A 13,437-nucleotide genomic window follows, 5' to 3' on the forward strand; every position below is an offset into this window, starting at 1 on the left:
ACGGGCCAAAAGACTGGATACGTCCAGGTGACAGCAGACGGAGACTCAACATGCCCGAAAGCCGTTCCCCACGAGATGCTTCTGAGCTGACGGTCGACTACCGTGCACACCAATCGTTTGACCTGAAGAAAGACAGGAAACTCAATCTCGCCGTACAGGGCGTCTTCCTGCTGGTCGTCGTCGTCGCGCTGGGAGCATCGTTGTTTCTCAGGTTGCCCATTCAGACGAACTGGACTCCTCTCTTCACGGTCGTCGTGACGCTTGGCGCTTGCCTCCTCTATATGGCTCTGCATGAAGCCACTCATGGTGGCGCGTTATGGGCTCTCACCAGGGTGAAGCCGTCCTTCGCGCTGCGAATTCCCTTCTTGACTACCGGGAATCATGCATATCTCAGCCGTGGAAAAGCGGTTATCGTCGCTCTCTGGCCGGTCGTAATCTGGGGCTTTGTGCTCGTCGTTGCCTTGGCGGTGCTGCCCGAAGACTTTCGCATGACCGCTTACGTCCTGCTGACGCTGAACTTCGCTGGATCCGCCGGAGACTTCGTCGAAGTGTGTCTCGTGTCGCGCCAGCCCCGGAACGCGCTCATTCGGGACAACGGAAACACTCTGAACGTCTTCGTGCCGGGAGCTGAACAGTCGCTCAGCCCGATCGCATCGACCCGGACCGGGCACTGACCAATCGGAGATACTCCATGCGGACTCAGAGCGATAGGGTGCTCAACAAAATTCAGCACCCTGACGCCTATCGTGAGGCCAGCTCCCCGGTGCTCGTCATCGCCGGGCGCGGCGACCCACTCTTCCCGCTGTCCTACACGCGTGACGTATACGAGAGCATCGTCGCCCCGCACAAGGAACTGCTGATCCTCGAGTCACAGGTGCATCTCCTCTTCAACGAGGACCTCGACGCTCTACTGCCGCCTCTGCTGGACCGTCTCTCGCTCCTCAGCCACGGTTACCTCACCTCGGCAACCTGACTGACGCCTCGCAAATGCATGCGAGTTGCCTTCGCGCCGCTGTGGACCTGTGGACCGTTATCGGCGACAGATTGGGCTCCTGCGGGAACAGAGACGCAATCATAGGTACGCTCAATGGGGTGCGTTTGCAGAACCAGTTGACGTGCCGCTCGGCGGATGCTGTCCCGTCGCGCTCGACGAGAACGTGAAGGAAACACCGTGTCTGATCACGCAAGAATCAAGGGCCACACCGTGACCCGCACCGTTCACGTCGAGGCCTCGCGTGCGAGCGTCTGGAAGGCGCTGACCGACCCCGAGGTGATGGTCAAGTGGTTCGGAGACGGTGTGGGGTTCGCCGCGCTCAAGCCTGGTGCTACCGGCAGCATCGACTGGGACGACTACGGCAGCTTCCCTCTCGAAATCACCGAGGTGGTGCCCGACGCCTCGTTTGGCTTCCGTTGGTCGGGAATCCCCGCCGAGAAGCTCGACGAGTACTCGACGCACGTGCGCTTCACCATCGCCGATGCAGGTACCGGGACGGATGTCACGGTGATCGAATCGGGCTTTGACACGCTCCCCGGCGGCACCCGCTACCGTCGCGCACGTCTTGAGCAGAACCGAGAGGGCTGGGACGTCGAACTCGACGAGCTCGCGAACCTCCTCGATGGTGTCATCCAGTAGTTCACGATTGCGGGGGAGGGTCGCTCGACGGGCTGGGGCCGCCGACCGCGTCAGAGGGCACTGAGCTGGCCCAGGACGGTTCCGTCGACGGCCTGGAGCGTCATCACGCCGGCCAGCACCCGACCCTGAACCGCTCGCCCCAGCCAGTCATCCACTCCCTCGCAGGCCCGCAGCGTCGTAGCGCCGCCGGTGAGTACGACCGCATCGTCGGCTTTCGAGACCCAGGTGCCGGTCAGGTTGTTGCAGCCGTCGTTGCCGGAATACGTGCCGTCTGTGCTGAAGTTCAGGAACGGCGACGCGGGGGTACGTGACTCCGCCCAATACCCGATGGGGCGCCCCTGAGGACCGACGGTGGAATCAGAAGACCGCACGAGGGCCGTGCTCCCCGCGGCGTCGCCGACGCCGATGAGAGTCAGCGAATCCTGTGCCACCTCGACCGACGTGGCCGCGACCAGGAGCATCGGCAGCTGTACCCCGTCGCAGGCGGTCAGGGTCTGCGGGCCCGAGGTGGTGCTGAGGGACCCGTCGGAGGCGACCTGCCAGGTGCCACGCACCCGGTTGCACCCGTCGGAGGCGCTCCAGGTGTTGTCTTGCACGAAGGCGATGTAGGGCCGCTCGGGAGTGCTGAACTCGCCCTCGACGGTCCAGACTCCTACCAGGCTGCCGGCCTGCACCGATCCCGTCGGCGGTGCCGAGGAAGCGCTGTTCCCGGCCGCGGAACAGCCCCCCAGAAGTACGGCGACAACAGCTCCGGCGAGCAGAGTGAGTAGCGTGCTTCGAGCGGCCATGTCACATCCTTACTGGGCGGGTGAATCGCTGATAACTATGCTGTGGAGTCTCTGTTCACGCCGAAGGTTGGCGCGGAATCATGCTCCACGAGCACCAGGGGTGCAGCCCTCACGGTCGATACTGGCGTGATAGTCGGAGGGTAACGGGACGTACTGAGACGGTAGTAGTGCCCGTGCTGCAGGTCAAGGTCTTCCCGGTGCCGGTGGGATCGGATAGTGCAACCTGAAACTGTCGGGCTGATGTTGCACCGGGCCCGGGCCCGGGCCCGCTCCCGCATCAGCACCACGAGCCCGTACTTCGTGCCCGAGGAGTCAACCCTGCCTCGTGCGCACCGCCGGAACGGATCGGTTCAGGAAATCCTCGACGAGCGCGGCAAACTCGTCGGGCCGTTCGATCTGAGGCATGTGGCCGGTCCGCTCGAATAGGTGCGATTTCGCCCGGGGCAGGGCCAGCGTGGCCGCATGCAGGTGCGCGCTCGGCAGCACATGGTCGTGATCTCCCCAGACGACCAGAGTCGGGATGTCCAATTGTGTGAGCGCTGCGAGCAGGTCGGCCCGCCATTCAGGTCTGATGCCACGAAGGGTTCCCAGATCGTGGGCCAGGTCGAGCACAGTTTGAGAGTGTGTGCGCCGCCGCGACAGAGCATGGGAGTGACGGATGCGCTCTGTTGTCCCGAAAGAGGTGTCGTAGAACAGCGACCGCACCGTGCGTGTCGAGCTTGTCAGGTTGGGGCGCAGAAGCAACCTGCCGATCCGCCTGACCGTGAGTAGGCGGAGGGCCAGGGTGACCTGCGGCCCGAAGCCCGCGCTATTGGCGAGAACCAGTGCCGCGATCCGTTCAGGATGGCTCACGGCGAAGGTCATGGCCACGGCGCCCCCCAGCGAGTTGCCGATGACCGCGACGGGCATCGAAACGCCCATGGCGTCAAGGAACGAGGGCAGGATCGACGCCAGTCGAGCGAGACTGGCCGCGCCGGGCATCCGGTCGGAGTACCCGAACCCGGGCAGATCGAGGCTGTACACCGTGTGCTGCTGCGCCAACCGATCGTGCTGTTCGTTCCAGTCGTCGAGGCTCTGGCCGATGCCGTGCAGCGCCAGGACTGGTGCGCCGCACCCGGTCACCCGATAGCGAACCGTGATGCCCGCGAGGTCGAGCATGCGGGTGCCCGGCAGGGCGAGCGGATCCTCTGGGAGCACGGGCTCACCGCGGTAACCGAAACTCACATCCCGTTTCAGCCCGCCCGCGCGCAGGAGGGCGAAGTCTCGGAAGTAGTTCTGGTGCAAGCGCCAAGGCGTGTGAGTACCCTGCTTGGGCAGCGTGCTCAGGCTCCGCTGAATGTATCCGGCCTTCAGATCGATCAGGGCCGAGAGGGGGCCGGATGCCACCGACTCCGGCGCGTGCGGAGTGACGGTGTCGAAGCCATGCCGCTCCATGTACGCGAGGAGGCGGCACACATACTGTGCCACCAGGTCCGCTTTGAGGGTCCACGACGTGTTTGTGTAACCGATGGTGAGCGCGAAGTTCGGAACGTCGGACAGCATCATCCCCTTGTACGCGAGGGACGTTGACAGGTCGACCGCACGTCCGTCGACCGACAGCGAGATGCCGCCGATGATCAGGAGGTTCAGACCGGTTGCCGTCACGATGATGTCTGCCGGCAGCGTGATTTTCGATGCCAGCAGGATTCCGTCCGGCGTGATTCGTTCTATCAGGTCGGTCACGATCTCGGCAGACCCGTCGCTGATCGCCCCGAAGAGATCGGCGTCGGGAATCGCGCAGAGCCGCTGGTCCCAGGGATCATAGGTCGGGGCAAGGTGCCGGTCAACGTCGAAGTCCGCGGGGAGGCGGGCGACCGCGGCCTTCCGGAGGATGGACTTCATCAGCTCCGGCCTGCGGCGGCTGAGCTGATACGTGAACATCGACGTGAGGATGTTCTTGCCCCGCACCAGCCCAAAGGCGAGCCGTGGTGGCAGGAGGGAGCGCAGACGATCCGCACCGGTGTCCCGCGAGGCAACGGGAGCGATATAGGAGGGTGAACGCTGCAGCATGGTCACGTGGCTCGCCCGTTTTGCGATCGAGGGCACGAGAGTGACCGCTGTCGCCCCGCTCCCTATGATGACGACACGCTTGTCGGCGTAGTCAAGATCGGCGGGCCAGTGCTGCGGGTGCACGATCGTTCCTCGGAAGTCGTCCGCTCCAGGGAAGGTCGGTGTGAAGCCTTCGTCGTAGCGGTAGTAGCCGGAGCACACCGACAGGAATGAACAGGTGAAGGTGATGGTCTCGCCAGCTTCACCTGAGTACTTGGCCCCCGCTGTCTTCACCGCGGTGATCGTCCACACGGCCGTCGTGCTCGACCACGCGGCACTGAGCACGCGGGTGTTGAGGCGGATGTGAGTTGCCAGCCCCTCGTCTGCCACTGTGGCGCCGATGTACTCGCGGATCGAGACGCCGTCAGCGATGGCCTTCGGGTCGGTCCACGGGCGGAACGAGTAGCCCAACGTGAACATGTCCGAATCCGAGCGGATGCCGGGGTACCGAAAGAGATCCCAGGTTCCGCCCACGGTGTTTCGCGATTCGAGCACGACGAAAGACGTGTCGGGGCGTTCGCGCTTCAGGTGTGTGGCGGCACCGATGCCGCTGAGTCCGGCACCGACAATCAAGACGTCCACGTGTTCGGTCATGAGGCCAGCGTATAGACACCGTGTCACTCACGCCTGTTCTCTTGTGCGCGCCATCACGTGTGAGTTCCGATGCCCCTGGACCGCCGGGGCAGTCGCCCCAGACTCGCTCGCGTGGCGGCGGCGAACAGGCGCTCAAGGGGGCCCGTGCCCAGGAAGTACCGCCACAGGCTGGCTCCAATCAGGGACGCGAGCAGCATTCCGATCAGCAGCGGCCAGCCTGGATAATCGATCCCGCCGCCGCGCTCGAGCAGGGCGACGCAGATGGCCAGAGCGAGAATCTGCAGCGTGTATACCGTCAGTGCCATCGAGCCAATCGCTCCGATCGGCCACAGTGCGCCGCGCACGGCGGCGCCGAGGGAGCGCCTCCGCGGGGCCGTGATCCAGAGCACCCCGCCGATGATCGAGATGGCAAGCCCGCCGGAGCCGACCACCTCGGCTATCGTCCCGGAATGGGCCACGGCGCTCACTCCGGGGACGAACGCGGCGGCGCCGTACCCGGCCCCTGCCGCTGACGCGCCGAAGCCGGCCATGGCCACCTGCGTTCTCTCCCGCGTGAGGTTCGATCGCGCGGCGATGAGGCCGACCAGGAGAAAGGGCACCCAGATCAGTATGGGGAACGAACCATTCAGAAAGTAGTAGTCGACGAAATAGGCCAACGGTGGCTGCGTGCCGTCAAGCTCGTCCCGACCTGCGCCGAGCAGAGGTGCTGTCACCAGGAAAGTGCAGCCGATCCCGGCCAGAATCCAACGGTGTAAGAAAAGAAGCGGAGTCAGCACGAGGAACATGAGCCCGTAGTAGTCCAGAATCACTGCGACGCCGGTGTTGAGGCTGCCGAGCACGCCGCCGAGCGCGAACAAGAGCAGCGCGCGCAAGAGGATGCTCTCCACTCGAGCCGTGCGCTGACCGCGGACGAGCGGCTGGGCGCCGCCGGTCATGATCCCGAGGGATACGCCCGCCAGGGTGGCGAACAGAATGGCCGAGCGCCCGTCCACCAGAAGTTCTGAGTCTGTGCCGCGCGGAATCACGTGCGCGACGAACATGCCGACGATCGCCAGACCTCGGGCGATGTCGACGCCGGCTATCCGAACACCCCCGTCGCGCGGCCGGAGCGCTAACGGGTGCATGGGAACAGGCTACGGGGTCCAGACATGACAGTGTTATGCAGGACTTCCGAGCTCACAGAGGATTCGCAGCGGCAGAGGCCGGATCTGGGTGCACTTCGTGCGTGCTTGCACTTAGTGTAAATACGTGACCTCGCAGACCCTCGCCCCCGACCGACGTGGCGCGCTCAAGGCGCGCTACCGCGAGGCGATTCTCGATGCCGCCGACGCCCTTATTCGCGAGCGAGGCAAGCCCCATTTCAGCGTTGAGGAACTCGCCGAGCGCGCCGACGTGTCCAGGCGCACAGTCTTCAACCATTTCTCTTCCCTAGACGACGTGATCATGACCAGCTGCACTCGCGTGCTCAGCGGCGTCGTGGATGAGTTTCGGGCTGCCACGGCCGCGACTCCGCGGGGAGACGGCAGTCGCGTCACACTCTTCGCCGACATCACGGCAGCGGTGCGCAACATCGACCTGCCCACAGTCGTTTCCTACCTCTGGGGCGTGCTCGCCGATGACGGAGACGACGGCAGAGCCCGGCATCCGCTTGACGATGTGTTCACCCGCGCCACCGACCAGCTTTCGAGCGAGATCGCGGAGCGGAGCAGCGAGATCGACGCCTTCGAGGTGGCGGTGCTCGTGAGCAGCGTGATGAACGGCATCGCGGTCGTGTCAGCCCACTGGATAGCCCGCACCGGCGCGACTCTCGACCACGCCTCGCGCGCCGTGTGGGACGAACTGCTCGACCGCCTCATCTCCACCATTCGCACCGGGTACTCCAGCACCAGCTGACCTGCCCCGCCCCCACAATCACGCACCCCGAAGGAATCGGACGATCATGGCAACTTTCCTCTACCGACTTGGTCGGCTTTCCGCCCGGCGAGCCTGGCTGGTCATCGTTGCCTGGATCGCAATCCTCGCTCTGGCTGGCGGCGCGTTCGCGCTCTTCGGGGGAACGCTCAGCTCTGCGGTGAGCATTCCCGGCACGCCCACCCAGACAGTGGCAGACGAACTCGCCGCCAAGTTCCCGGCCGCCAGCGGCGGGCGCGGAACCGTGGTGTTCACCACAACTGACGACTCCGCGTTCACCGACGAGCAGCAGGCGGCCATCGGCACCCTGCTCACCGATTCGCTCGACCTCCCAGACGTCAAGGCCACCACGAACCCCTTCGACACGCAGGCGCAGATCGATGGCCAGGCGGCCACGATCACCGACGGTCGCCAGCAGATAGCGGATGCCGCCGCCCAGCTCGACGCGGGCCAGGCACAGCTCGACGCCGCGAAAGCCCAGCTCGTCGGCGGTCAGGCGCAGCTCGATGGTGCCAAGGCGCAGGCCGAGGCAGCGGGCCAGCTCGCCGCAGCTCAGCCCCAGTTTGACGCGCAGCAGGCGCAGATCGATGCCGGTATCGCCGAGATCGCCGCGCAGCAGAGCACCCTCGACGCGGGGCGAGCTCAGCTCGCCACGCAGGGTGTGACCCTGGAGCAGGGTTCAGACCTGCTCGGCCTGGCCGCGGAAATCCGTCTGGTCTCTACCGACGCAACCACCGCCGTCGCCAGCCTGCAGTTCGACAGATCACTCAACCAGGTCTCCGCCGAAGCCAAGGAAGCACTCGTCGGCGCCATGGACGACGCCGACATCGACGGCGTCAAGGTCTTGGTGTCCAACGACATCGCCTCCAGCATCCCCGAGATTCTCGGCCCGGGCGAGATCGGTGGCGTGATCTTTGCCGCGATCGTCTTGTTCGTCATGCTCGGCACACTCATCGGCGCGAGCCTGCCCCTGATCAACGCCCTCATCGGTGTGGGGGTCGGTGTCCTGGCCTCCCTCGCGCTGTCGGGCACCGTCACCATGCTCTCCGTCACCCCCGTGCTCGGCGTCATGCTCGGGCTCGCGGTCGGAATCGATTATTCCCTCTTCATCCTTAACAGACATCGTGTGCAACTGCGCAATGGAGTGCCCCTGGAGGAATCCATCGGACTCGCCAACGGAACCTCGGGTAACGCCGTCGTCTTTGCCGGCTCCACGGTGCTGATCGCTCTGCTCGCTCTCAACCTCACGGGCATCCCGTTCCTCGGGCTCATGGGCACTGTCGGTGCGGTCTGCGTGCTGATGGCCATCCTGATCGCCGTCACGCTGACGCCGGCCCTGCTCCACCTCGTGGGCGCCAAGATTCTCACGAAGAAGGCGCGTGCGCGCATCGGGAAGGCCGAAAGCCGTTCTCGGATGCCCGTCAAGCCGATGAACACAGTGCGCGCCGTCGTTACCGTGATCGCCGGCATCGCCGTGCTGCTCACCGTCGCCCTCCCAGCCCTCACGATGCGCCTCGGCCTGCCCGCCGGGTCGTCCGAGCCGATCAGTTCCAGTGCGTACCAGGCCTATAAGCTGACTGACGAGAAGTTCGGTGCGGGAGTCAACGGCCCGCTCATCGTCGTCGCCGACCTCGCGGAGGCCGTGTCTGAGGCCAACTTCGTCTCCGAACAGGTGCGCATTGGCACCCTGCTGAAGGCGGAGGACAACGTTGTCGCCATCGCTCCGATCGGCGCGTCCGACGATGACATGCTCCTCGCGTTCCAGGTCGTGCCGCGGGAAGGCCCCACGAGTGTGACGACAGAGCAGCTGGTGCTCGACCTCCGCGGGCTCGACATCGAGCGCGTCACCTCTCTCGGCGTGGCCGGAAATGCGTCCGGAAACATCGACGTGAGCAAGAAGCTGGCCGCGGCTCTGCCGCTGTACCTGCTCGTTGTCGTGGGGCTCTCCCTGCTCATCCTGATCTTCGTGTTCCGCTCGATCCTTGTGCCGGTCACCGCCACCCTGGGATTCGTATTGTCGCTGTTCGCCTCATTCGGCGCCATCACGGCGGTCTTCCAGTGGGGCTGGTTGGGAGCGGTGTTCGGCATCCACGATCCGGGGCCGATCCTGAGCTTCCTGCCCATCCTGGTTGTCGGCATCCTTTTCGGGCTCGCGATGGACTACCAGCTGTTCCTGGTGAGCGGGATGCGGGAGGCTTATGTTCATGGCACGCCCGCCCGCCTCGCCGTCCAGCGAGGAGTGCACGCGGGACGCACCGTGGTCATCGCGGCCGCGCTCATCATGACCTCGGTGTTCGCCGGATTCGTCTTCTCGAACTCGGTGATGATCCAGTCGATCGGTTTCGGGCTCGCGATCGGCGTGCTCCTCGATGCCTTCGTCGTGCGGCTCCTGATCATTCCGGCCGTCATGCACCTGCTTGGTGACGCGGCGTGGTGGATGCCGAAGTGGCTGGACCGCATCCTGCCCAACGTTGACGTGGAAGGGGCGTCCCTCGAGCGCACGCACCCCGGTACTCATGCGGGCGAGCGCGCACCAGGGTCAGTCGGGTCGCCGCGCGCCTAGCGCTCGCTCGCGGCGACCTCGGACAGGCCTCCGTCGCCGTCGAGAACGAGGGTGGTCGTGAGGTCGAGGCGGGCGAGGAACGCGTCATCGTGGCTGACGACGATGACGGCTCCGCGGTAGCCGAGCAGAGCGTCGACCAGCTGGTCCACGCTCTGCAGGTCGAGATTGTTCGTGGGTTCGTCGAGCACGAGCAGTTGTGGGGGAGGGTCCGCGAGCAGGAGGCGGGCGAGCGCCACCCGAAACCGTTCCCCGCCCGACAGCGTGCCGACCGCGCGGTCCACGGTGGCTCCGCGCAGCAGGAATCGCGCCAGCTGGTTTCGCACGTCGCCGACCGGCACCGACGGGGCCAGCGAGCGCACATTCTCGAGCACCGAGGCGGCGTCGTCGAGCCCGTCGAGCCGCTGCGGCAGGTAGCCCACGCGATCGACCAGCAGCACGGCGCCGGCGCGGCGGGGCTGGGCTTCCGTTCCGTTCACGAGGGTGTCGAGGAGCGTGGTCTTGCCCACGCCGTTGGCTCCGGTCAGGGCGACGCGTTCTGGCCCCTGCACGACGAGCGTGCGCCCGGCGCCCACCAGCTCGGCGATCCTGCGGCTGTTCGGCACGTCGGGGTCTGGCAGGTCAATGTGGATGTGGTCGTCGTCGCGCACCCGGGCATCCGCTGAATCGAGCGCGGCCTGCGCGGTCTGTACCTTGTCGTCGACCCCGGTGCGCAGCTTGCCGGCCGACACCTGGGCATCGGATGCCCGTTGGTTCATCAGTATTTTCGACCCGCGCTTCTGGTCGTGGCTCGTGTGCGCCGTGCGGGCACGTCGGTCGAGCTTGGTCGCGGTCTCCACGCGTTGTCGCTTCTCGGTCTTGACAACCTGCTGCGCGGTTCGGGCCGCCTGCACAGCTCCCGCCTGCTCGTGGTCGAGGTGCGCGCGCCACTCGCTGTACGGCCCACCGAACACCGTGAGGCGGCCCGAATGCAGCTCGGCGGTGGAGTCCATCAGCTCGAGCAGGGCGGTGTCGTGGCTGACGACCAGCAGGGTGCCGGGCCAGGTGCGCACCATGTGGGCCAAGCGCGCGCGTTCAGTTCGGTCGAGGTTGTTGGTCGGCTCGTCGAGCAGGGTGATGGGCGCTCGCCGCACGTGCAGGCCGGCGACTGCGATGATCATGGCTTCTCCGCCGGAGACCGTGTTCACCGGCCGGCTGAGGTCGACGGCCGTGAACCCGATGTGGCGCAGCGCTTCTTCGGCCTGAGTCTCGATGTTCCAGTCGTCTGCGATCGTGTCGAAATGTCGCTCGGACACGTCGCCGGCCTCGATCGCACGCAGCGCGGCGACCTTGTCGGTGATGCCGAGCAGGTCGGAGACCGTGGCATCGACGGCGAGCGTGAGCGTCTGAGGCAGGTAATCCACGTCGCCTGCCGCGTCGATGCGCCCGGTAGTCGGGGCCAACCGCCCGGCGATCAGGCGAAGCAGGGTGGATTTACCAGAGCCGTTTGCACCGACGAGGCCGGTGCGCCCCACACCGAACGTGCCGGTGATGCCGTTCAGTGCAGGCGATCCATCGGGCCAGGTGAGGCCGACGTTCGTCAGAGTGATGGGCGAGTTCTTGGGGGTAGCCATGGGTCTCCAGATGTGTGTTGGGGACGCACAAACACCGGAGTCGAGAAACGGCGAATCGACAGCGTCAGCGCGCGGAGTGCGGCGCGAAACCGTTGCAGAACTTCACCGGTTTACCCTTTCGCTGGAAGACAGTAATAGATCCAGTCTTCCAGAGCCGCCGAATGCCGGCAAGTCAGCTCAACAGCTGGGCCTTCACTGGCGAGCATCCGCGGCAACCTCTTGGCGAGACAACCGAGCGGCGCCCGCCCTGAACCAGGCACACGCGCCCCGGTACGACCTCGCTCCGACCTTCCGAACCGGAAGAAGAAGACTCCCCTTTACGATTTCAGTGAGATAGCGATTGCTCCATTGCAGACGGTCATGCGCCACTTAGATATGGGCATCTCACTGAAATAGTAAGGGGGAGAAGACTTCTAATCTCAGCTCACCCAATGTGATTTATCCTCACTTTTATGTTCGATAAGTGGGAGAATGGGGGCATGTTAACGACGCAGAAGTCAGGTTCCGAGGTGGTCGCCCTACTGGAGAGGGCAGACGCCTCGGCAGCTGCTGCGTTGGCGGAGGTGAACTTCCAGCAGTTCACCGGGGATGAGGCCCTGGCCGTGATGGCGGCGGTGGAAAAGCTGGGGCGCCGGGCGGATGGGGCGAGGGTGGCGTCGGCGACAGACGTGGCCAGCCGGGCGGATTCGGCCCTGGGTCATGAGTCCCTGGCGTATAAGAACGGATGCCGGGGTAAGTACGAGCTGATCACCGCAGTGACACGCATCTCGGGTTCGGAGGCGAAGCGGCGGATGCGGCTCGGCGGCCTGGTCACCGGGGCCGCGACCGCCGCCAGCGGGCTGCTGGGGCAGGAGGTGCCGGTGCAGCATCCCGCGGTCGCCGAGGGGCTCGCGTCGGGAGAGTTGGGGGTGGATGCGTCGGAGGTGATCGTGACCGCCCTCGAACCTCTGTCGCGGCGGGTCGCTCCGGCGGACCTGGATCGGGCGGAGCGGGCGCTGGTGGCGTCGGCGACGGGAGCGATCACGCCCGAGACCGAGGGACTGCCGGGGGCGGGGATCGCATTCTCCGCCGACCTCATCCGGGCGCAGGCCCACGAATGGGAAGCCCGCCTCGACCCCGACGGCGCCGCCCCCAGTGACGATACGACGGCGGCCAAAAGCACCGTCGGGTTCGGCCGGCTCAAGGCTGGCCTCTATCCCTTGCGGGGCGGGGTGACGCCGGAGCTCAAGGGCATCATGGACGGCATCTTCAACACGTTCCTCTCCGCCCACGCCGCTCCCGCTTTCCCCAGTGCTGAGCAGCAGGCGTTGATCGAAGCGGGAGAGCTGATTCCCGGGGCGGAGGAGTTCGACGACCCGCGCACTGGCGGTGAGAAGCGAGCGGATATTCTCCGGGGCGTGTTCGAGTCGAAGGCGCGGGACGCGAAGACACCGAGCATGGGCGGGGCGGCGCCCGTGGTGATGGTGCACGTGAATGCCAGGGATTTGAAGAGCGGCCAGGGCGTCGGGTGGGTCGACGGAGTGGAGGCCCCGATCTCCCTCCTTACTGTGCGGCAGAAGATGTGCGCCGGCGGGTATCAGAACGTGATCCTCGGGGAGAACGGGGAAGTGCTCCGACTCGGTGAGAAGAAACGGTTCTTCACCCCCGCCCAGCGCCGGGCCATCGCAGCCCGCGACGGAGGCTGCATTATGGTCTCGACAGGCTCGACCCGAGCCAGTCTAAGGAGCGGCGGCGTGGTGCGAAGTTCACCACGTGATCCCGTGGCAGCACCACGGAAAGACCGACATAGACAACGGAACTTTGCTCTGCTGGTACCACCATGCCACCATCGACACCTCCGGGTGGGAGATACGCATGGTGCGAGGCCGTCCCGAGGTGCGAGGTCCGGTACTCTTCGACCCCACCCGCACCTGGCGGCCCGCCGCCACCCACCGCGCCAATACGGCCAGCCGAGCGTCGCGCTAAAAGTGTGCCCGGTGCAGCGTTGCAGGATCGGCTCGCGGGGTCTCTGTAATGGTTATAGCTGGTCTGGTTATCAGCTGGCAGGCTGGTCTTGATTCGTGTGGGTTGCGTGACTCTTTTGGTCTCTGACCCTCTTCACGGAGGTGTCTTCGTCTCGACATGTCCGCTCCACGCATCGAATCGAGGCCGGCCTGTGACCCTCAGAGTGACTTGATTAGAAGCCTGTCCGTACCCCCAACAGGGTCGTGACTCATTACAGAGATGTTCTCCGAGGAACCCCAGACCGGC

At 65.5% G+C, this 13,437-nt stretch carries 10 protein-coding genes; 6 read left to right on the forward strand and 4 right to left on the reverse strand.

All coding sequences use genetic code 11. The annotated features are described in order from the left end of the window. Nucleotides 1-50 precede the first annotated feature (50 nt). The 3 genes from BJ997_RS20520 (at nt 51) to BJ997_RS20530 (ending at nt 1,633) form a co-directional block, all read left to right on the forward strand. Complete coding sequence (locus tag BJ997_RS20520; RefSeq protein ID WP_052542077.1) at nt 51-674, forward strand: DUF3267 domain-containing protein; 624 nt, start codon at nt 51-53, stop codon at nt 672-674. 17 nt (nt 675-691) lie between these two features. Beyond that, a complete protein-coding gene (locus BJ997_RS20525; protein WP_152602118.1) occupies nt 692-973 on the forward strand; it encodes a hypothetical protein in 282 nt (93 codons plus the stop codon). A gap of 198 nt (nt 974-1,171) precedes the next feature. Continuing rightward, nucleotides 1,172-1,633 carry an SRPBCC domain-containing protein gene (locus BJ997_RS20530; protein ID WP_052542076.1) on the forward strand — a complete coding sequence of 154 codons (462 nt, stop codon included), beginning with the start codon at nt 1,172-1,174 and terminating at the stop codon, nt 1,631-1,633. Nucleotides 1,634-1,683: 50 nt separating this feature from the next. Here BJ997_RS20530 and BJ997_RS20535 read toward each other — a convergent pair whose 3' ends face one another. From BJ997_RS20535 to BJ997_RS20545, 3 genes are all read right to left on the reverse strand, one after another. After that, complete coding sequence (locus tag BJ997_RS20535) at nt 1,684-2,421, reverse strand: META domain-containing protein (protein ID WP_052542075.1); 738 nt, start codon at nt 2,419-2,421, stop codon at nt 1,684-1,686. 312 nt (nt 2,422-2,733) lie between these two features. After that, entirely contained in the window at nt 2,734-5,103 is a 2,370-nt protein-coding gene (locus BJ997_RS21670; protein WP_084141121.1) for an alpha/beta fold hydrolase, read from the reverse strand. A gap of 53 nt (nt 5,104-5,156) precedes the next feature. Next, a complete protein-coding gene (locus tag BJ997_RS20545) occupies nt 5,157-6,227 on the reverse strand; it encodes a DUF418 domain-containing protein (RefSeq protein ID WP_084141120.1) in 1,071 nt (356 codons plus the stop codon). Between the two features lie 124 nt (nt 6,228-6,351). Between BJ997_RS20545 and BJ997_RS20550 the strand changes: the two genes are divergently transcribed. Together BJ997_RS20550 and BJ997_RS20555 are read left to right on the forward strand one after the other, a co-directional pair. Next, on the forward strand, nt 6,352-6,996 hold the full coding sequence (locus tag BJ997_RS20550) for a TetR/AcrR family transcriptional regulator (RefSeq protein ID WP_035835970.1): 645 nt from the start codon (nt 6,352-6,354) through the stop codon (nt 6,994-6,996). A gap of 46 nt (nt 6,997-7,042) precedes the next feature. Continuing rightward, nucleotides 7,043-9,577: an MMPL family transporter gene (locus BJ997_RS20555; protein ID WP_035835969.1), complete on the forward strand. Its 2,535-nt coding sequence runs from the start codon at nt 7,043-7,045 to the stop codon at nt 9,575-9,577. On the opposite strand, the gene BJ997_RS20560 is transcribed toward BJ997_RS20555, so the two are convergent. Continuing rightward, a complete protein-coding gene (locus BJ997_RS20560; protein ID WP_035835968.1) occupies nt 9,574-11,187 on the reverse strand; it encodes an ABC-F family ATP-binding cassette domain-containing protein in 1,614 nt (537 codons plus the stop codon). The genes BJ997_RS20555 and BJ997_RS20560 overlap by 4 nt on opposite strands. 479 nt (nt 11,188-11,666) lie before the next feature. Here BJ997_RS20560 and BJ997_RS20565 point away from each other — a divergent pair, with 479 nt between their 5' ends. Beyond that, nucleotides 11,667-13,244: a DUF222 domain-containing protein gene (locus BJ997_RS20565; protein WP_183323728.1), complete on the forward strand. Its 1,578-nt coding sequence runs from the start codon at nt 11,667-11,669 to the stop codon at nt 13,242-13,244. Nucleotides 13,245-13,437 lie beyond the last annotated feature (193 nt).

Source organism: Cryobacterium roopkundense, assembly GCF_014200405.1.
Taxonomy (GTDB): domain Bacteria; phylum Actinomycetota; class Actinomycetes; order Actinomycetales; family Microbacteriaceae; genus Cryobacterium; species Cryobacterium roopkundense.